The 20,180-nt window shown below is 40.9% G+C and carries 16 protein-coding genes; 11 read left to right on the plus strand and 5 right to left on the minus strand.

Going from position 1 to position 20,180, the window contains the following annotated elements; translation table 11 throughout:
• The first annotated feature begins 488 nt into the window (after positions 1–488).
• The 6 genes from pipX to ACM0OR_RS00030 all read left to right on the plus strand — a co-directional run bounded on the left by pipX (position 489) and on the right by ACM0OR_RS00030 (position 6,751).
• Entirely contained in the window at positions 489–767 is a 279-nt protein-coding gene (pipX, locus tag ACM0OR_RS00005; protein ID WP_190708427.1) for a transcriptional coactivator PipX, read from the plus strand.
• Positions 764–1,432 carry a YggS family pyridoxal phosphate-dependent enzyme gene (locus ACM0OR_RS00010; RefSeq protein WP_414574515.1) on the plus strand — a complete coding sequence of 223 codons (669 nt, stop codon included), beginning with the start codon at positions 764–766 and terminating at the stop codon, positions 1,430–1,432. The genes pipX and ACM0OR_RS00010 overlap by 4 nt, the downstream gene beginning before the upstream one ends.
• Before the next feature lie 456 nt (positions 1,433–1,888).
• Positions 1,889–2,485 (plus strand): cell division protein SepF, encoded by a 597-nt coding sequence (locus ACM0OR_RS00015; protein WP_323265035.1) that lies wholly within the window; start codon positions 1,889–1,891, stop codon positions 2,483–2,485.
• A gap of 85 nt (positions 2,486–2,570) precedes the next feature.
• Positions 2,571–3,386, plus strand: a complete 816-nt coding sequence (gene proC, locus ACM0OR_RS00020) for a pyrroline-5-carboxylate reductase (RefSeq protein ID WP_414574516.1) — start codon at positions 2,571–2,573, stop codon at positions 3,384–3,386.
• A 140-nt stretch (positions 3,387–3,526) separates the two neighbouring features.
• Positions 3,527–6,214: an RNA helicase gene (locus ACM0OR_RS00025; RefSeq protein WP_323265033.1), complete on the plus strand. Its 2,688-nt coding sequence runs from the start codon at positions 3,527–3,529 to the stop codon at positions 6,212–6,214.
• A 306-nt stretch (positions 6,215–6,520) separates the two neighbouring features.
• Entirely contained in the window at positions 6,521–6,751 is a 231-nt protein-coding gene (locus ACM0OR_RS00030; RefSeq protein ID WP_323265032.1) for a hypothetical protein, read from the plus strand.
• On the opposite strand, the gene ACM0OR_RS00035 is transcribed toward ACM0OR_RS00030, so the two are convergent.
• Complete coding sequence (locus ACM0OR_RS00035; protein ID WP_414574517.1) at positions 6,701–7,885, minus strand: MFS transporter; 1,185 nt, start codon at positions 7,883–7,885, stop codon at positions 6,701–6,703. The genes ACM0OR_RS00030 and ACM0OR_RS00035 overlap by 51 nt on opposite strands.
• A gap of 223 nt (positions 7,886–8,108) precedes the next feature.
• On the opposite strand from ACM0OR_RS00035, the gene ACM0OR_RS00040 reads away from it, so the two are divergent.
• Positions 8,109–9,023, plus strand: a complete 915-nt coding sequence (locus tag ACM0OR_RS00040) for an ion channel (protein ID WP_414574518.1) — start codon at positions 8,109–8,111, stop codon at positions 9,021–9,023.
• Between the two features lie 79 nt (positions 9,024–9,102).
• Here the strand turns inward: ACM0OR_RS00040 and ACM0OR_RS00045 are convergent, their stop codons facing one another.
• The gene (locus tag ACM0OR_RS00045; protein ID WP_414574519.1) at positions 9,103–9,543 is read right to left on the minus strand and encodes a DUF2358 domain-containing protein; all 441 of its coding nucleotides are present in this window, start codon (positions 9,541–9,543) and stop codon (positions 9,103–9,105) included.
• A 233-nt stretch (positions 9,544–9,776) separates the two neighbouring features.
• Positions 9,777–11,093 (minus strand): flavin-containing monooxygenase, encoded by a 1,317-nt coding sequence (locus tag ACM0OR_RS00050; RefSeq protein ID WP_414574520.1) that lies wholly within the window; start codon positions 11,091–11,093, stop codon positions 9,777–9,779.
• Between the two features lie 692 nt (positions 11,094–11,785).
• Here ACM0OR_RS00050 and ACM0OR_RS00055 point away from each other — a divergent pair.
• The 3 genes from ACM0OR_RS00055 (at position 11,786) to ACM0OR_RS00065 (ending at position 15,136) form a co-directional block, all read left to right on the plus strand.
• Positions 11,786–12,589, plus strand: coding sequence for an SDR family NAD(P)-dependent oxidoreductase (locus tag ACM0OR_RS00055; protein ID WP_414574521.1), 804 nt, complete (start codon positions 11,786–11,788; stop codon positions 12,587–12,589).
• A gap of 827 nt (positions 12,590–13,416) precedes the next feature.
• Positions 13,417–13,875 (plus strand): pentapeptide repeat-containing protein, encoded by a 459-nt coding sequence (locus tag ACM0OR_RS00060; RefSeq protein ID WP_323265027.1) that lies wholly within the window; start codon positions 13,417–13,419, stop codon positions 13,873–13,875.
• Positions 13,876–14,698: 823 nt separating this feature from the next.
• Complete coding sequence (locus ACM0OR_RS00065; protein ID WP_190704653.1) at positions 14,699–15,136, plus strand: CAAD domain-containing protein; 438 nt, start codon at positions 14,699–14,701, stop codon at positions 15,134–15,136.
• 129 nt (positions 15,137–15,265) lie between these two features.
• On the opposite strand, the gene ACM0OR_RS00070 is transcribed toward ACM0OR_RS00065, so the two are convergent.
• Positions 15,266–16,555 (minus strand): homoserine dehydrogenase, encoded by a 1,290-nt coding sequence (locus tag ACM0OR_RS00070; RefSeq protein ID WP_414574661.1) that lies wholly within the window; start codon positions 16,553–16,555, stop codon positions 15,266–15,268.
• A gap of 285 nt (positions 16,556–16,840) precedes the next feature.
• Entirely contained in the window at positions 16,841–18,148 is a 1,308-nt protein-coding gene (petH, locus tag ACM0OR_RS00075; RefSeq protein WP_414574522.1) for a ferredoxin--NADP reductase, read from the minus strand.
• A gap of 677 nt (positions 18,149–18,825) precedes the next feature.
• Here petH and ACM0OR_RS00080 point away from each other — a divergent pair.
• Positions 18,826–19,830 carry a phosphoribulokinase gene (locus ACM0OR_RS00080; protein ID WP_414574523.1) on the plus strand — a complete coding sequence of 335 codons (1,005 nt, stop codon included), beginning with the start codon at positions 18,826–18,828 and terminating at the stop codon, positions 19,828–19,830.
• The last annotated feature ends 350 nt before the right edge of the window (positions 19,831–20,180 follow it).

Here is a 20,180-nt window from a genome sequence, read left to right on the forward strand (position 1 = left end):
TGAATTTTGAATTTTGAATTTTGAATTTTGAATTTTGAATTTTGAATTTTGAATTTTGAATTGCCCAATCCCCAAACTGTAACAATACAGACTGTTAAGATGAACAATTATTAGGAAAATTCCCCTGTTGGAGATTTTGCTCTAACGAGCGATAATTATGGCAACATAGAGAGATGTGAGAGTAAACAGCAGTATCAGAGTCGGCTTTTGCCCTGGACGAGTTCAAAGGGCGCATCCCATCGTTAGCGCATTGTAGAAGTTATCCCAAAGCCCACATACTCAGTCTGTTCTCTTTTGCTTTTTGTCTTGTTTTACTAGCTTCATCTACCTATCAGAAATATCAAGGTCGTCATCAACTTCATAAAAGGGTAGAATTTGCTGATTCTCAAATGAATTTCTACAAATATTCTGGCGAAAGGGAGATATTATCGTCTGGATGTTTGTACTTCACTGCCAAAAAATATATTATTCTCCTACTTGATTATTAGATGAATCCAGAAAGCGCAGAAACTTACATCAATCATCCCACTTGGGGCTTGCTATATCGGATCTGCATGGTTGATGATGCCCAGGATCTGTTCACTACACTCTACGCCCAACGCCTGTTTTTTTTGGTGGTGAACGACATGAAAGCACTGAAATTTCAACCCATAGGGCGTACAGAAGCCCGAATGTTGTTGGAAAATCGTTTGCGAACTTTGCGTCGTAATGGTCTGTCACAGGAGTACGATCAGCTTCAGAGTGTTTTCCAACGCACCTTCCAATGATTAGTTCGATTAGCGAACGTATTACTCAAATTCGTGCATCTATTCCAGCTTCAGTCAGGTTAATTGCTGTCACCAAGCAAATGCCAACTGAAGTTATTCGTGTTGCCTATGCAGCTGGTATCCGCGATTTTGCTGAAAATCGCATCCAAGAAGCTGCTACCAAACAAGAACAGTTACAAGAGTTCTCAGATATTACTTGGCATTTTATTGGCCATTTGCAAAGTAATAAAGCCAAAAAAGCCCTTGAACAATTTGACTGGATTCACTCCTTAGATAGTTTGCAGCTGGCACAGCGTTTAAATCAAGTAGCACAACAGCTAGGCGCAAGTCCCCAAGTGTGCCTACAAGTAAAAATCCTCCCTGATCCCAGTAAGTCGGGTTGGAGTGTGCCGGAACTACTAGCCGATTTACCTGCCCTCAACCAGTGTAAAAATTTACAAATTCAGGGTTTAATGACAATTCCGCCATTTGGTCTAGACGATACTGAAAGTCTTTATGTGTTTAATGAAACTCACCAGTTAGCCAAAGAAATTTCTGAACAAAACTGGGATCACATCAAAATGCAAGAGTTATCGATGGGTATGTCAGGGGACTACCAACTGGCAGTACAGGCTGGGGCAACAATGGTAAGATTAGGGACTATCTTGTTTGGTAAGCGCACTTAGGTAGAACAGCCCCATTATTTTTTGATCGTGTTTTTGGTTGCCCAGTATGAACTACGGTTAGACTAGAGTCATACTGGTGCTATAAAACACATGAAATATTTTTTTAATGAAAATAAAAAATCAGAAAAAGGTGTTGAAGTCAACTTCCTTTCGGATCAGTGTTGGGATATAATCTTGACTCAATTATTGTATCTAGGTTAATGTACAGACGTTCCATGTAATACCAATTTGAAAAAGAATCTGACAGATATACATACTCAAGAACTTGTGATATCTAGCTCCCTTAATTTTGAATTGTGAATTGGTACAACGTCAGCCCATTGCCAATAACAGTAGTAGATGCTACAAATAACGATAAAATTATTGGGATTGTCTGCCCTTTGTAGCTTTACCGTTAGCTACATCATTTGATGAACCGGAATAAATAGAGACAATTATCAGCAGGAGCGTCACTAAATGAATAATATATTTTCTAAACTACGAGACTTTGTAGGTCTCAATGAACAAGTGGAATACGAATACTACGAAGAAGAAGCAGATACAGATAACTACCAAAATTTGTATCAACAAGAAAATCCTCAGCCAGCACCAGCAGAAGCCACCCCACCTAATCGACGTTGGCGAGAACCAGTGACTACAATGGGTGATGAGGTAGTAACAGGAACAAAATCGACGATGGGGAATGTGATTGGTATGCCAGGAGCAATTAACGGAATTTCTGAAGTATTAGTTCTAGAACCTCGGACATTTGAAGAAATGCCCCAGGCAATTCAAGCATTGCGTGAGCGTAAGTCAGTAGTGTTGAATCTGACAATCATGGATCCAGATCAAGCACAACGTGCAGTTGATTTTGTAGCTGGTGGGACTTACGCATTAGATGGACATCAAGAACGCATTGGCGAAAGTATCTTTTTGTTTACGCCCAGCTGCGTGCAAGTCAGCACACAAGGTGGAGTCATTCATGAAGTACCCCAACCCCCAGCCCGTCCCTCTCGTCCTGCAACCCCCAGTCCAACTGCTTGGGGCAATGAACCTAACAGAATGGTACAATAAGGTTAGATTAGTCATTAGTCAATAGTCAAAAGTTAAAGGTTTTTGACTATTGACTATCGACAAATGACCAATGACTAAGTGACTAATGACTATAAAATTTGGCTTGATTGGTGGTGGGGTAATGGGAGAATCGCTGTTATCCCGCCTTATTGCGCGAGAAATTTATCACCCATCAGAAGTCATAGTCAGCGAACCCCAGCTAGTGCGCCAAGCTTTTTTAAAACAGAAATATGATGTGAGTGTCACCACAGATAATAGTCTGGTGTTCAGTCAAGCCCAAGAAGTGGTGTTTTTGGCAGTGAAACCGCAGGTATTTAGTGCGATCGCTCAAGAATTAGCAGAAATGATTTTAGTTTCAGGACACTCACCCCTAGTCATTTCCATTTTGGCGGGAGTGTCTTTAAGTCAGCTAGAAGCAGCATTCCCACAATTACCAGTTATTAGAGCCATGCCCAACACCCCTGCAACTGTTGGTGCAGGTATGACAGCTATGTGCTTAGGTGCATACACCCACCCCCAACACCAAAAGTTAGCACAGCAGATATTCTCGGCTGTAGGGGAAGTTGTCGAAGTGAGCGAATCCTTGATGGATGCAGTCACAGGGTTATCTGGGAGTGGCCCGGCTTACGTAGCCATCTTAGTAGAAGCCCTCGCCGATGGTGGAGTCGCCGCCGGATTACCGAGGTCAATCGCCAATCAACTAGCATTACAAACCGTCCTGGGGACAAGCAAATTATTGCAAGATAGCAGAATGCACCCAGCCGAACTAAAAGACCGTGTTACCAGCCCTGGTGGGACAACAATTGCAGGTGTAGCTAAATTAGAACAAGCAGGATTTCGTTCCGCCTTAATTGAAGCAGTCAAAGCAGCTGCATTGCGATCGCAAGAATTGGGAAAATGAGTGAGTGCTGAGTGCTGAGTGATGAGTAGGAGAAAATAGAGAATTTTTCCCAATTCCCAATTCCCAATTCTTATTCTCACTAACGAAGTTGACAAAAGACTCGTTAATATAGTAAACAGTCCGGTTGTAAAAGTGATTGAGTGAATTATCCCGCGCCGTCTCCAGAACTAGACCTAGGGTTGATATTTCCCTTTGAGCTAGATCAGTTTCAAAAAGATGCGATCGCGTCCCTGAACGCGGGGCGATCTGTTGTCGTGTGTGCGCCCACAGGTTCGGGCAAAACTTTGGTTGGTGAATACGCTATTTATCGCGCCCTAACACGAGGGAAGCGGGTATTCTACACCACTCCTTTAAAGGCACTGTCTAATCAAAAATTACGTGACTTCCGCGAAAAATTTGGCTTTGACTCGGTGGGTCTGTTAACGGGAGATGCCTCGATTAACAGAGATGCACCCATCTTGGTGATGACCACCGAAATTTTTCGGAATATGCTCTACGGCACACCAATTGGGCAAGTTGGTATTTCCTTGGTGGACGTGGAAGCAGTGGTGTTGGATGAATGCCACTACATGAACGATCGCCAACGAGGTACAGTTTGGGAAGAATCAATTATCTACTGTCCCCGTGAAGTTCAACTAGTCGCCCTATCTGCTACCGTTGCCAATAGCGACCAACTCACCGACTGGCTAAATCGTGTTCATGGCCCTACTGACCTGATTTATTCCGATTTTCGCCCTGTCCCCTTAGCATTTAATTACTGTAGTCCCAAGGGACTATTTCCCCTGCTAAATGACAGCAATACCAAAATTAACCCCCGTCTCGCCAACAGAGGGAAAAGAAAACAAGCGGATAGGGATAGAGGGAGAAATGGCAGACCAGAAGCCCCCAGCCTGATCTATACCCTGAACCATTTACAAGAACGGGATATGCTGCCGGCGATTTACTTTATTTTCAGTCGCCGGGGATGTGACAAAGCAGTAGCAGAGGTTGGTGATTTATGGCTGGTAGATAATGATGAGTCACAGGTGCTACGGCGACAAATCGACGACTTTTTAACTCGCAACCCCGAGGCCGGACGAACAGGACAAATTGCCCCCTTATATCGGGGAATTGCTGCCCACCACGCCGGCATTTTACCAGCTTGGAAGGTGTTGGTAGAAGAGTTATTCCAACAAGGTTTAATCAAAGTTGTCTTTGCCACAGAAACCCTAGCAGCCGGAATTAATATGCCCGCTAGGACAACAGTGATTTCCACCCTCTCCAAACGTACCGACACCGGACACCGCCTATTGAACGCTTCAGAATTTCTGCAAATGGCGGGTAGGGCAGGCCGACGGGGGATGGATAAACAAGGTTATGTAGTCACAGTCCAAACTCCCTTTGAAGGAGCAAAAGAAGCAGCGTATTTAGCCACCTCTAAACCAGACCCGTTAGTTAGTCAGTTTACCCCTAGCTACGGCATGGTTTTAAACTTGCTACAAACCCACACCTTAGAGAAAACTAAGGAACTGATAGAACGCAGTTTCGGGCAGTACATGGCGACATTACACTTAAGACCAGACTATGAATATATTGAAGAACTACAAACCGAATTAGCGACATTACAGGAGCAAATTGCTTCAGTCAGTCAAAATGAAGTGGCTATTTATGAAAAATTGTGGCAACGTCATAAAGTAGAACGCCAGTTATTGAAAACTCTAGAAGAACAAGCCCAGGAAGCGCGACAAGAACAAATTAAGATGCTCCTAGATTTTGCTGTTTCTGGGACACTGTTAAGCCTCAAGGGCAAGAATATTAAAACATCTACCCCTATAACAGCCGTTTTAGTGGGTCAATCTCCTACATCTGGGGAGTCTAGCTACTTAGTATGCCTCGGAAAAGATAATCGCTGGTATGTGGCGGCTACGGTAGATGTGGTAGATTTATATGCCGAATTGCCCCGCGTGGAAGTAGCAGCCGATATCTTCCCGCCCCAAGAGTTAGCCTTCAAACCAGGGCAATCATGCCGTGGGGATGAAATAACAGCTGCGATCGCTCAAAGTATCCCTGACCCCGAAGGATCTTTGCATCTCCCCCAGGAAGTAGCAGAACAACTGAGTCGGGTGACTGCGGTACAAGCTCAATTAGAAGCCCATCCCCTTTATCAATCTGGGAATATTGCCAAAGTTTTCAAGCGTCGGGAACGCTACGCTGAAATCGAAGAAGAACTGCAAGAATTGCAGGGACAAGTAGCGCAACAATCCCAACGTTATTGGGAAGAATTTCTCAATTTAATCACGATTTTGCAGCAATTTGATTGCTTAGACAACCTCGTTCCCACGCGACTGGGACAAGTCGCTGCCGCCATTCGGGGAGAAAATGAACTGTGGTTAGGTTTAACCTTAGCTAGTGGAGAATTGGATAACTTAGATCCCCAGCATTTAGCTGCTGTCATTGCGGCTTTAGTTACAGAAACACCCCGTCCCGATAGCAGAGTCAACTTTAACCTGTCCCCAGAAATAGATGAAGCCTGGTCGAGTTTACAAAAAATTCGGCGGGCTGTTTTAAAGGTGCAGTACCGTCATGGTGTCACCTTGCCAGTAGGTTTAGAGAATCGATACATTGGCTTAATTGCCCTGGTTGAACAGTGGGCTTTAGGTACTGAGTGGGTAGAATTGTGTGAAAACACCACTTTAGATGAAGGTGACGTGGTGCGAATTTTACGCCGGACGTTGGATTTATTATCGCAGATACCCCACGTTCCCAATTTGCCAGATGCCTTACAGCGTAACGCCTATCGTGCTATGCAACTCATTGATCGATTCCCTGTTAATGAAGTAGTCGAATAATCAAACGAACTACCTTTAGCTCAAGCGGAGCTAGCTAGAGGTAGTTTATTTAGCACACATCCCTTAGCGTCTGGAACGTCTGCGGAGTCTGTCAATCATGACTGCGGCAATGATGACTAGTAGTTCATCAAGTTTGAATTGATGGATAAGCAAGTTTGTAGTAAGGACTTTAGTCCTTAGAAAAATCAGGACTAAAGTCCTTACTACAAACCATCAAAACTAACTTGACACAGCACTAGTCCTTTAACAACGAGTTACCAGAAGTAGGACATATTTAATAGGGTCAAACCGTTGTTGAGAACGGCTATGATTAATGCACATGAGATGAACTATGTACCTAATGCGATCGCTCAAAGTTTACAAAATCAACGCACCTATACCGTTGGAGTAGTTGTCACTTCCATCGCAGATCCTTTTTTTGGTGAGCTAGTAGAGGGAATTGAACAGGTTGCTAAAGAAGCGGGTTTAAATGTGCTGTTAAGTGCTTTACATGGAGATATTAACCTTATATCTTTGACGATTAACTATGGCAAATAGCAAGACTAAAAATGTGAGGAATCCAGCTAAATATAAAGGGTAACTATAGGTCTGGGGATTACCTTGACTAACCAACATACCAGCAATTACAGGGCCTACTCCATTAGACATACTTAAATAAGATGAATTTAATCCTAAAGCTGTCCCTTGTTCTTCTGGTTTTGCATTTAGTGAAATCAAAGTGTTAATCATGGGTTGCACTAAAGAATTAAACAAGGAAAAAACTATACTAACAACCACAAAATAACTGACTATAGGGAAAACTGGCATTAAAAGAAATGAAAAACTTCTCACGCATAAACTCAAGAGTAATATTTTAGTTTCATTAAAATATTTGCTAAGAATTTTCACTCCCCAAGTCTGCATGATCACTCCTAATACTCCAAACAAGAGAAACATTAATGTTAAGGATTGGTTATCTTGTTTTAGTACATTTAGGAAGTAAGGTTGAAAAGCAAAAGTAAATAGAGTGAAAGTTGTACCAATAAAGAAGTTAATTATCAACAAAATACCAACTTTAGGAATAGCCAAACCTTTAATTAAATTATCTAAACCTAAATCAAAGATGTTGTGTGCTTGCTTATCTTTACTTTTGATAGTCTCTGGCAATAAAAATGTGGTAACTATCAGAGCTATCATTGCCACACTACCGGAAACTAAAAAAGCTGCCCCTAAAGATATCTGCTGTGCTGCTAAACTGGTGGCTGGCCCCAAGACAAAACCTAAACCCATTGCAGCCCCATATATGCCAAAACCTTGAGCGCGGCGTTCAGGCTCAGTCACATCAGAAATCATCGCCTGAGCAACGGCATTATTTCCTCCAGTAATTCCATCTAAAAAACGTGCCAAAAACAGAGTTGTTGCAGCTGTAGCTGTGCCAGCGAATAAATTAGCAATGACCGTTCCCGCTAAACTAATAATCAATAAAGGCTTACGCCCAAAGCGATCTGAGAGTTTGCCAATAATGGGAGTCGCCAAAAATTGTGCGATCGCATAAATCGAAAATAGTAAACTAGTGTGGAAATCACTCAGTCCAAATTGTCTGCCATAAAGATAGATAATAGGAATTAAAATTGTAAAACTCAGGGAGTTAATAAATGCAACTAAAGCAATAATCCAAAAAATTCTATTCATGCGCAATCCATACTATCTATTTATTACGGTTCAAGTCTACTAGAAATAAACATATCAGCTTTTCTGTTCTAGCTAAATCATTACTGGCAATCTGGTTCAAATAAGATAATTTGCAGAAATAATAACGCTTATAGAGACGCTGCATTGCAACGTCTCTACACACGCACCTATAACGTTAACCGCCGCCTATTATCATCACTTGTATCTTTTGTGAATATTATCGATGAAATTTCCTATAAAAAAACCTGTTAAACCAAAAAAACAACGTCTGCTGCCGCGAATTCACATTAAAATCCACAATGGACAATTTGAAATACTTGGTATGGGTACATGGTATTCTTATTGGCGCGATCCTTACCATCTGCTGCTCACGATTCCTTGGAGTGGTTTCCTCATCCTAATTTGTATTTTCTATGTATTAATTAATGCTTTATTTGCCCTAGCTTACTTGGCTGGTGGAGACTGCATTGCTAACGCTCAACCTGGCTCTTTTTTGGATGTATTCTTCTTCAGCGTGCAAACTCTGGCATCCATTGGTTATGGTGCAATGTACCCCAAAACAACTTATGCCAATATTATTGTCACTATAGAAGCAATGATTGGATTGGTAGGAATTGCAGTCATGACAGGACTAGCATTTACTCGCTTTTCCCGACCTACTGCCCGTGTGATATTTAGCAATGTAGCAGTTATTACACCCCATGAAAATATGCCAACTTTCATGTTTCGCACTGCTAACCAGCGTCGTAATTTTATCCTAGAAGCACATATGCGGGTGTATTTAATGCGCGATGAAATAACAGCAGAAGGCGAGTTTATTCGGCGGTTTCATGATTTAAAGTTAGTCAGAAACCAAACACCTAGTTTTGCACTAAGTTGGGTAGTAATGCACCCAATTGATAAGTTTAGTCCTCTTTATGGGATGACGGCAGAATTACTTTCTCAAACCAATACTACTATTGTTATTTCTCTGAGTGGCATTGATGAAACAGTCTCACAAGTAGTTCATGCCCGTCATACTTATGCTGCTGATGATATTATCTGGAACAGTCGATTTGTTGATATTTTTCATCACACAAATGACGGGCATCGTTACATCGATTACAAACATTTTCACAATGTTTTACCTTTGGAATAGGGAATAGGGCATTGGATATTATATTTTTCTCCCCCTACTTCCCCTGCTTTCTTGTCCTCTGTCACCTGTCACCTGTCACCTATCCCCTATTTCCTTTGAGCCAAAACTGTTGCAGAATTTCACTAGGTTTGCGATCCCAAGTATCAATATGCTCGTAAATTAAATTATCCGAGTTGAGTTTATAGGTAGAATAACCATTAAAAAAAAGCTGCGCTTTCCAGGGAACACGCAACACGCCCCGAACTGTCCACCTCGCTATAATAGTGTCTGCGGCAGACTGATATACTTCATGCACGTCAAAGTAGATTTCTGTAAAGAATAGGCGAGCATGAAATCTTAGAGTCCAAAATATAATTCGGTAATTAAATTTATATTTGAATTTATTTACTGGGTCTTGAAAGTAAATATCTTTTGTATATATATCATAAGATATATCTTGCTCAAACAGTGTGGGTAAATCCTGTTGCAGAGTTTTGATTACTTGTTCTATTGGTAGGCGAGATTCTACAAAGCTTGTCATTTATTTTTTGCTCAAAAACCAACAATAGGAAAATCATACCCCATACCATAATACGGTTCAGTTAAGGATAAATTGTAGGTTGGATTGAACACAGTGAAACCCAATAAGCCCCAGAAATGTTGGGTTTTGTTCCTCAATCCAACCTACGCATTTTAAGGTTTTTGATGCTAACTTAACGCTATGAAATACTGATGTTTCGTTGGTTCTTAATCTTGGTCGTGATCAAGAGTCCTTTAGATGCGGTTGCCCTGGGGTGGGAGTGGATGATTTTCAAACTGGGAATACTGGGAATCAATTCGGTGAGCTTTTTGAACCGTTTGTTGAAAAAACAGATTGGCTAATTTTAATTCTCGAAAAATCTTTTGCGGATCTTCAAGATGGGTTGTGGGTAGTTGCTGTCCCATTTTTTTGAGAACTAAACCCATAGGAATTTTAATTTCATCCTGGAGTTCAAGAAGACGGGTAAATATGGGTGCAAAAGCGGAAATTAAAGAACCAGCACCTCCTCTAGCTTGTCCCCAACCGATGTAGTAAATTCCTTTGTAATCTTCAAGAAATGACCCTCCATAACATTTTACTGTTGCTCCTTCCACCCGTTGGAGTTCTGGAGGTAAAAATGGATAGGCTACATGAAAACCAGTTGCACAAACAATTAAATCAAAGGTTTCTCGACTACCATCCGCAAATTTAACTTCTCCACCATCTAAATGTCTTACCTCTGGCTTATAGGTAATGCGACCGTGTTTAATATAGTAAGGCACTTCATTATTTAAGGTCGGGTGCTTATCAAAAATTCGATATTTGGGTTCGGGTAGACCATAATCTTTGTGCTTACCGAAGGTTAGCAGAATAATTACATAAGCCATAAACCTCTGAAACCACTCTGGCATCCACCATTCAATTAAATCTAAAACTGGAACACCTACAAAGGTTTTGGGAATAAACCACACAGATTCACGCATACTCAACACAGATTTAGCTCCCACCCTAGCGGCTTCTGCGGCTATATCACAAGCTGAATTCCCTCCACCAATCACTAGAACTCTCTTACCACGTAGTTGCTGGGGATTTTTATAATCTTTGGAGTGAATTATCTCCCCATCAAATTCTCCTGAGAATTTGGGAAAACGTTTGCACCAGTGATGACCATTACAAATGATAATCCCTTTGTAAATTCGCTGTTCCCCATTATCAAAGGTAACTTCCCAGAGACTATTCTCAACAGGTCTCATATAGCTAACTTGACGATTTAGTTTAATATTTTTACGTAACCCAAAATGGTCAGCAAAGGAGTTTAAGTAATCTCGTATATTTTGAGCGCTGGGAAAGTCCGGATAATTATCCGGCATGGGGAAATGGGTAAATTGGGTAATCTTCCGTGATGAAATAATGTGTGCAGTTTCATACACACCATGATACCAATTTCCACCAATGTCATCGCTGGCATCAACCTGGTCGTAGGGAATACTCGCGCTCTTGAGCGTTTCAGCCATACCCAATCCCACAAAACCAGCCCCAAGAATTAAATGCTTGTGAGTAGTGTCCAACATAATTATTAATTTGACTTGACTATTTTCTAAACTTTTGGAAGATACTGTGCTAACCAACTCAAAAAGAGAGAATATTTCGTGAGGATATGAAAACCTTGGTTTATAACATCAGAGAATACGTGCAATTTATTGACAACAATACCTCTATTGCTGCCCGCATTACCTGTGTTGGATCTGTTGTCATATATTCTGGAACACCCTGGCTTCTCTTAGCTAGAGTTCTATATCGTTCCGATTGCAGAATTGGAGTACGACTAAAAAATTGATCAACATCGGGAAGCTTGACCTTATCTTCCTTAACTTCATTGTTGTGTTTATTTCTCCCGATTTATTATTAGCTTCAAATGTTAGGGGAACTGATGATGCCTAACTGTAGCGATGAATACGGTATTTTAATTTTAAAAAAATTAGTGTGGCAAAATTTCCTGGAGAAGTAGTTTCTCAATAGTTGCCCAGTAAGCTTCAGAATTTCGACGGAATCGAAGTTGCTCAATGCGAGTTGAGGGGTTATTTCAAGGGCGTAGACAATAAACTTTATCAGGTTAACAATAGTGAATCAAGGAATACAGATTTCTTAGTAGGAGACTAATATGGTTAATTTGAATTCTGCAAAGGTTAATAAAGGTAAATTCCAATAAGATTCCTCTAAGAACTTTTTTGTTTTATCCAAGTTACATCAGCCATTTTATCAAATGAAAAATAATCATAAATATCCACAAAAAACTGCGCTTATCACAGGATCAGCACATGGAATTGGCTACCAATTAGCATATATTTTTTCCCGTCATAGTTACAATCTGGTTTTAGTGGATAAAGATGAAGAAAAACTCGCAGTAATTGCTGAGGAACTTATCCAAGAATTTGGCATTTCTGTTAAAACTTTAGTTAAAGATTTATCTATATCAACATCCCCAGAAGAAATATTCACCGAATTACAACAAGCAGCAATCAAGATTGATGTATTAGTTAATAATGCTGGATTTGGTACTTATGGAGTATTTAGCGAAACTGACCTCACTACTGAACTAAAAATGTTACAAGTAAACATAGTGAGTCTCACTCATTTAACTAAATTATTCCTCAAGGATATGATCTGCCAAGGCTATGGAAAAATATTAAATGTTGCCTCAGTTGCAGCTTTTCAACCAGGTCCACTAATGGCAGTTTATTTTGCGACTAAAGCTTATGTTTTATCATTTTCCGAAGCGATCACTAATGAATTAGAGGGTACAGGCGTAACAGTAACTACTCTTTGTCCAGGACCGACAGCATCAGAATTTCAAAAAGCAGCCGCAATGGAAGAATCCAAAATTTCTCATGTTAATAGAATGATGACTAGTGAGACTGTCGCTAAAATTGGCTACGATGGTTTAATGGCAAATAAAACTATTGTAATTCCTGGTTTTAGAAATAAGATATTAGCTAAATCCGTCAAATTTGCACCCAGAAACATAGTTAGCAAAGTCGTGAGGAATATGCACGAAACCAGGAAATAATAATCCGCCGTGGTTACATTTGGGAGTATCCCAAATGTATAAAAACATATTTTGTCATTGCGAGCGTAATGAAATGGCGCGAAGTAATCGCAATATCTAGGTGTTGCGATTGCGACCCGGCGAGAAAGCTCTGCGAACATTCCACTTCCCTTCAGGACGGGAACGCGAAGGCTTCATTCGCAATGACAAAATCTAATAAAATTACCTTCGCTCCAGATGATATTGCTACTTATAAAAAATCTGTTGCCAAAAGTCTCGCACTCACAGCCTATTGAACTATTACTGTAATGTTTTCTCCAGCTTCTTATCCCAAAAAAATAGGGGTATTTTAGAATTCCCTATACTGATAATTTCGAGTGAAAATAATACTGCTCTGGGTAAAGAACTTACCTGTGACACCGCCGCCTATCTTCAAAATCTCAAAATTAAGTATATTCCCGGTTGCGGATATTGGGTTCAACAAGAGAGTCCAGAACTATTTAATCAGTAACCTATGACTTGCTTCGTGATTTAATATACTAATTTTTTGTAAAAATTGATCATATTTTTTATTGATAAATGCTGAAAAATTTTCATCCTAAAAAATATATCTAATGATACATTTGCTTAAAGATATTTAATATTAAATTAAGTCAAGTATTTATGCTTAATTTATTGCTCAAAGATGGCTATAAAGCATAAATAGTAATCTTTTCAGCCTCACGAATACATCTGTTATCTAGAAAAGCAAATTGTGATTTAAATCAACATTATTTAGGAAGTTAGTGGGATAATAGAAGCGTGAGGAAAAGAACGGACACGAAATATAAGGAGAAAAGGGGAAATTTATGAAACTCAAGCTATTAGCAGCAGTAGTGTTAGCTACTCCCCTATTTTTTGTAAACTCAGTCAAGGCTGGGAATCCACAAGATTTACAAAGGCTATTATCAACTGGGGAATGTGGTGGGTGTAATCTCTCAGGGATGAACCTCAATGGCGCACATTTAATTGGTGCTGATTTAAGAGGAGCAAACCTAGCTGGTGCAAACCTAGCTGGTGCAAATCTCGAAGGTGCTGATTTCACTAACGCTAACTTGAAAGGCGCGAACTTAAGCGCAGCCTTTATCACCAACGTCAACTTCAAAAAAGCCAATCTCAACAATGTCAACATGACTCGCGCTCATGTTATAGATTCCAATGTGTATGGCGCATCAATGGAAAACCTCACCATCACTGATGCAGAAATCTATCACACTGCGATCGGTGTGGGTGGCGAAGATGGTGCAGAAATTCCCGATTGGGATTAGGGTGAACTAAGTCAGCTAAACTTTAAGAAACAAAAGATGGGGTGAGAGAATTGGGTGTTAGCCAATATGATCTCTCACATACCTATCAAAAGTATTTAAACTGAGACGAAAACCTCTGCTCTGCCAAAACTTAACATTTATTTACTTCAACAAGCGATGACCTGCGGCGGGCGAATACGTCGTTGAATTAATGTTTTGTAGTCAGCACTAAAGTGCTTGGAAGCATTACGACTAAAATCCTCAATACGAAATTGCTTACCCGCCAATCCAAATAGGGTGCATTTTTATTGGTCTGTAGTAAATCAGTACACAATTACTACTATAAAGCCAATTAATTGTTTGCCAATAATGTTGGGAAATGCTAGTAGTCCTAATTTTTATGAAGTATTGGTATCAAGAATCAATACTTTCATTGACGAACACGGCTTAAGATAGCTTTAATATTCAGATGAAATCAGCGTTTGTGCTTATATAAATGAGAGGTAGAGTGATTTTTGCATGATCTGTACTTTATTTAAGTACGATGATGAGCAACTGACACAGCCTAGGATAATAACAACCTGAAGATTCCAGTTGATTCACGACAAAAGAACTCAGAACGCCAATGGTTTTAGACATCCTGTAGCCTTCTGACTTCTATTTGCTTAGTGACTGTCTACCTTGTAGTTGATGCAGTAGATGTTACAGGGCAATTATGGTTATAGGACACTAAATCCTGTTGCCAAACTCGATTGAATGCAAGAGTGCATCACCTAATCAACAGCCTTTTGGTTGTAATTGTCCAGATTAGAGAAACTCAACTGTCAAATTTATGGAAGTGAACATGCAAGAACCGGAATTCGCCCAAACCCAACCCAAAGAGACAACAGTGCCAGATATCAACAATCAACCAGGAACTATTACTAAACTCCAGCCTCCTGTACAGTCTCAAGAGCAATGGGTAAAATACGGAGAACAAATTTCTGAATTTTTAGGAACACTGCCTGATTATGTAGGTAACTTTTTTAATCAATATAAGCAGCCCTTGGTGAGCGTAGGCTTAATTGTAGGATCATTGGTTGCAGTCAGGGTACTGTTGGCAGTATTAGATGCTTTGAATGACATTCCTTTGGTAGCACCAACTTTTGAGTTGATTGGAATTGGTTACTCTGCTTGGTTTGTTTACCGCTACTTACTAAAAGCTTCAACCAGACAAGAGTTAAACAGTGAAATTACAACTCTGAAGTCCCAAGTAGTTGGTCACGATGGGTCAGAAAGCTAATATTTGGCTAAATGATACATCGCCTACTGACGGCTACTACAGAATATAGATAGAAAACGAAAATGGTCAAGCATTTTGCTTGACCATTTTTGTTGTTTATAACTCGTATTCCCAATGCCCATTCACAATTTACAACACCCGTAAGATGCTGGGAATGCTATCAACTGCTTCCAAACTCTGAATTTCTGCTAAGGCTTGGCGAAAATCGCCTTCTCTAACATCGTGGGTAACAACTACAATCTCTGCTAGTCCTCCCTGAAAGCCTGTTTGGACAATTGACTCTAAACTTACGCCATGATCACCAAAGCAAGTACCGAGTTTACCAATGACACCGGATTGGTCTTTGGTGAGGAATCGAGCGTAAAATCGAGTTACAAGGTCTGCTATCGGGGCAAGTTGGCAGTAATCCTCATGCCTACAAGTTAAGAGGGGATTCGGTGCGGCGGTATTGCTTTTTAATGCTGCCACTAGACTCAAAATATCTGATGTGACGGCACTAGCAGTAGCACCCGCACCCGCCCCAGGGCCAAAGAACATCACTTGACCGATGGGTTCTCCTTCTACGAGGATGGCGTTGTAAACACCGTTAATACTTGCTAGAGGATGTGCCTTGGGGACTAACGTTGGATGCACCCTCACAGATAGCTGGGAGTTGTCGTTAACCTGATTTGTAGCGATCGCTAGTAATTTAATGACAAAGCCCAATTTTTCGGCATAGGCAATATCGGTTTGACTAACTTGCCGAATCCCCTCACAATACACATCTTTTAAATGAATCCGGCCATCAAAAGCCAATGATGCCAAAATTGCGATTTTATCCCCTGCATCTAAGCCATCGACATCAGCCGTGGGGTCGGCTTCTGCATAACCCAAGCGTTGGGCATCAGCCAACACATCAGCAAAGTCAATGCCTTCGGTTTGCATCCGGGTGAGGATGTAGTTAGTTGTACCGTTAACAATGCCAGTCACAGTATGCAGGCGGTTGACACTTAAAGCCTGCTTTAAGGGTTGAATTACGGGGATACCACCACCCACAGCCGCCTCTAGCATGACGTATAAGCCCGCTTGATTGGCAGTAGTGAAAATTTCTGCCCCAAAGCGAGAAATAGCAGCCTTATTGGCGGTGACGACGTGTTTACCATTCTTGAGGGCTTGGAGAATTAGCGATCGCGCCGGCTCTAATCCCCCCATCACCTCGACTATAATATCTATTTCCGGGTCATTGACAATTGCTTCTAAATCTGTCGTGATGATCTCCGCAGGTAAATTAACATCGCGGGGTTTATCTAGCGATCGCACTCCCACTCGATAAATTTCAATTTCTTGTAACAATGGGTGACGACCAGCCGCATCTTGTAGCAACTGCACAGTCCCCGTTCCTACCGTACCTAATCCTAAAATTCCCAGCTTTACACCCACAAAATTAACCCCAAACTCTATATTTAAGTGCTGAGTACGGAGTGCTGAGTGCTGAGTTGGCTCAGAACTTACCACTCTTGTCTCAACTATATCTAGTGCTGAGTGCTGAGTGCTGAGTGTTGAGTGCTGTTAGCGGTAGCGCGGCGTTTAGCCGGTGCTGATTTGGCTCAGAACTTACCACTCTTATCTCAGCTATTTATTTATACAAAAAAATGTAGGGTGGACATTGCCCACCCTACAAACTCATTACTCAGAACTCATTACTCATTACTCAGAACTCTGTTTTTAGTATGTTTCAACGTGCCAACGGCCTGCTCTCTTGAGGTCTTTCTGATAGTCACTCCAGGTTACGCCTTCCTTAGCAGCAGCAGCAGTTAAAGCAGCATCAATACCATCTTCCATACCGCGCAAACCGCAGATGTAAGTGTGGGTTTTTTCGTTTTTGATCAACTTCCACAGTTCATCAGCATTTTCTGCCACGCGGTCTTGGATGTACATTCTACCGCCTTGGGGATTTTGTTGTTCCCGGCTGATAGCGCAAGTTAAGCGGAAGTTTTCGGGATACTTCTGCTGCATTTCTTCCAATTCTTCTTTATATAGAATATTAGGAGTTGTGGGAACACCAAAAATCAACCAAGAGAATCCTTTAAATTGATATTCTGGGTTAGCAGCTCTTTCTGCATCCTTAAATTGCCGCCACAGGTAAGCACGCATGGGAGCAATACCTGTACCAGTCGCCATCATGATAACGTTGGCTTCTGGATCATCAGGTAACAACATTTCCTTACCCACTGGCCCTGTGATTTTGACATCATCTCCAGGCTGCAACTGAGTTAGGTATGTAGAGCAAACACCGTAAATTGTTTCACCGCTTTCTGGGTGCTTGTACTCCAGCTGACGGACGCATAGGGAGACTGTCTTATCATCTACATCATCACCATGACGAGTGGATGCAATGGAGTACAGTCTGAGCTTTTCTGGCTTACCGTTTTTGTCTACACCAGGGGGGATAATCCCAATACTTTGACCTTCGATGTATTTCAAATTACCACCGGAAATGTCAAATTTTAAGTGCTGAACAATCCCAATTCCGCCTTCTTTGACTAATGTTTCATTAGAGATACACTTACCAACAAATGGCGCATTGGGGCGGTAGGTGTTTACAGGAACATCAGCGTGGGCTTTTTTGGCTTTCGCTTGAGTCATGGTTTTGCCTTTGTTATCCTTATTCTTCTGCTGTTCTTCAGCTGGTTTTTGAGCAAAGCCTTTCGCTTCACTATTGGCTGTTACAGGTGTGGCATGACCATTTCCCTGAGTGCTAGGATTCACCTGATCGGCCACTTTCCCATTAAGTTGTTGTAGACCATTTGCAGGATGAATGCTAACAATCTTCCCTCCTAGGCGAGTGATACGCTGCATTTCTTGATTCATGCGGTTGTAAGGTACTCTGATGAACACACTGCCACTTTTACGAATTTGGTAGTTAGTTTTATCAGTTTCTTCGTTCTGTCGCAGACCCACCACTTCGTAAACGAAGACACGGCTACCTGATTCTGCGTTGGCAGCACCTTCAAAAGCACCTTGGTTGTACATTCTTTCTACCACTCCGATATTTACTTAACCGTTTATCAAAAAAAACTTTTCCCATCACAAACTAGCTTTAGTTTATCGGATTTCGTGTTCCTAAAACTAACGTTATGAGAAAGTGGCACTATCAAATAATGCCTTGCATTAATACACTCACCAAGGACGTGGAGGCTTAGGAATAAACACACCTGTTCACCTTCTAAGTTAAAGGATAAGTCTCTTGGATAATGTTAATAATGAGTCAATTTAATCTTTTTTTTCGTGCTGTGAGTAGTAAAAGCAGATTCTGGAAAATATTTCTAGGGAGTTACTAGTACAACAGAGCGTAAACGAAGTCACCATCTGGAATAGACGAAAAGCTTATATAATCAAGATTCTTTATTTTGCCTTTTGTCTTTTACCTTTTTACTTCCTGCACTAGATTCTCTTGACAGTAAATCTTGTATGGGTTACATCATTCTGTTAAAATCAACTATACCACTAGGATTAAATACTTAGCCAGTTTTCAAAGCAAGATATTCAGACGAGTAACAACTACTAATTTGGTTGACAATCGGTTTGATGAATCTTATATGTCGCTGAGTAGCAAGAACGCAGGACAAACCAAACGGGTAAACTCCTGGCTTCACATCTGCTGTGAGAAAAAATTATTGATTGACACATTTAGTACATAGAGGAGATTTATGACAAGTAAGCCGGAACGCGTGGTACTAATCGGAGTAGCCGGAGACTCCGGATGCGGAAAATCTACGTTTTTGCGTCGTTTGATAGATTTGTTTGGTGAAGAGTTTATGACAGTTATCTGTTTAGATGACTATCATTGTTTGGATCGCAAACAACGTAAAGATACTGGCATCACGGCACTTGACCCCAGGGCTAACAACTTTGACCTGATGTATGAGCAAATCAAGGCTCTCAAAGAAGGTCAAGAAATTAATAAGCCGATTTACAACCACGAAACCGGCCTGATCGATCCACCCGAAATTGTCAAGCCAAATCATATTGTAGTGGTTGAGGGTCTACATCCTCTATATGATGAACGGGTGCGATCGCTGCTTGATTTTAGCGTTTACTTCGACATCAGCGACGAAGTGAAAATTGCCTGGAAAATCCAGCGTGATATGGCAGAAAGAGGCCATCGCTATGAAGATGTCTTAGCCGCCATCAACTCCCGTAAACCCGATTTCCAAAAATATATCGAACCACAAAGAGAATTTGCGGATGTGGTTCTGCAAGTATTGCCCACCAACCTAATTAAAAACGATACCGAGCGTAAAGTGCTACGGGTACGGATGCTACAACGGGAAGGGAAGGAAGGCTTTGAGCCATGTTACCTCTTTGATGAAGGCTCAACTATCCAGTGGACTCCTTGCGGACGTAAACTAACCTGTTCTTACCCAGGTATGCAACTTTACTATGGTTCTGATGTTTACTATGGTCGTTATGTCTCAGTTCTGGAAGTAGACGGACAATTTGACAATCTAGAAGAAGTTATTTACATCGAGAGCCACCTAAGTAACACATCCACCAAATACGCAGGTGAAATGACTCACTTGTTATTACAACACCGTGAGTATCCAGGTTCTAACAACGGTACTGGCTTATTCCAAGTATTAACAGGGTTGAAAATGCGTGCTACTTACGAGCGTTTAACAGCAAAAGAAGCCAAGCTAGCAGTTCAAGTTTAAAACAGCAGTGTTTGTGTCAAAACTTTAGGGAGTACATTCCGCGTACTCCCTTTTTTTATAGACTTCTGCAAAATACTGTATAAAAATAATTTACTGTGATTTTTTCAGAGAAAATGTCATCTAAGGCACAAAAATCTATATTCAGTACAATATAGCTCCGGTCAGCACGTTCCCAGAGGGAAAGCGTAGGGTGTCGCAGAGAGAGGCTGCGCCAACACCAGAAAATCCACATTGTTAATTATTTGCTATTTTTACTTTTACGTTCTTCATGACTAGTTCAAGGAAACTAACTACTGAATGTGTCAATATTGTTATGATTTCAGTAATTAGTAACTGCACTAAATATGTAT

Source organism: Anabaena sp. CCY 9402-a, from assembly GCF_963920945.1.
GTDB classification, from domain to species: Bacteria; Cyanobacteriota; Cyanobacteriia; order Cyanobacteriales; family Nostocaceae; genus Trichormus; species Trichormus minutissimus.

What these genes read in the sequence shown, in the direction of transcription:
- pipX (WP_190708427.1), top strand. Translation starts at nt 489, where the DNA reads ATGAATCCAGAAAGCGCAGAAACTTACATCAATCATCCCACTTGGGGC.
- ACM0OR_RS00010 (WP_414574515.1), top strand. Translation starts at nt 764, where the DNA reads ATGATTAGTTCGATTAGCGAACGTATTACTCAAATTCGTGCATCTATT.
- ACM0OR_RS00015 (WP_323265035.1), top strand. Translation starts at nt 1,889, where the DNA reads ATGAATAATATATTTTCTAAACTACGAGACTTTGTAGGTCTCAATGAA.
- proC (WP_414574516.1), top strand. Translation starts at nt 2,571, where the DNA reads ATGACTATAAAATTTGGCTTGATTGGTGGTGGGGTAATGGGAGAATCG.
- ACM0OR_RS00030 (WP_323265032.1), top strand. Translation starts at nt 6,521, where the DNA reads ATGATTAATGCACATGAGATGAACTATGTACCTAATGCGATCGCTCAA.
- ACM0OR_RS00035 (WP_414574517.1), bottom strand. Translation starts at nt 7,885, where the DNA reads ATGAATAGAATTTTTTGGATTATTGCTTTAGTTGCATTTATTAACTCC.
- ACM0OR_RS00040 (WP_414574518.1), top strand. Translation starts at nt 8,109, where the DNA reads ATGAAATTTCCTATAAAAAAACCTGTTAAACCAAAAAAACAACGTCTG.
- ACM0OR_RS00045 (WP_414574519.1), bottom strand. Translation starts at nt 9,543, where the DNA reads ATGACAAGCTTTGTAGAATCTCGCCTACCAATAGAACAAGTAATCAAA.
- ACM0OR_RS00050 (WP_414574520.1), bottom strand. Translation starts at nt 11,093, where the DNA reads ATGTTGGACACTACTCACAAGCATTTAATTCTTGGGGCTGGTTTTGTG.
- ACM0OR_RS00055 (WP_414574521.1), top strand. Translation starts at nt 11,786, where the DNA reads ATGAAAAATAATCATAAATATCCACAAAAAACTGCGCTTATCACAGGA.
- ACM0OR_RS00060 (WP_323265027.1), top strand. Translation starts at nt 13,417, where the DNA reads ATGAAACTCAAGCTATTAGCAGCAGTAGTGTTAGCTACTCCCCTATTT.
- ACM0OR_RS00065 (WP_190704653.1), top strand. Translation starts at nt 14,699, where the DNA reads ATGCAAGAACCGGAATTCGCCCAAACCCAACCCAAAGAGACAACAGTG.
- petH (WP_414574522.1), bottom strand. Translation starts at nt 18,148, where the DNA reads ATGTACAACCAAGGTGCTTTTGAAGGTGCTGCCAACGCAGAATCAGGT.
- ACM0OR_RS00080 (WP_414574523.1), top strand. Translation starts at nt 18,826, where the DNA reads ATGACAAGTAAGCCGGAACGCGTGGTACTAATCGGAGTAGCCGGAGAC.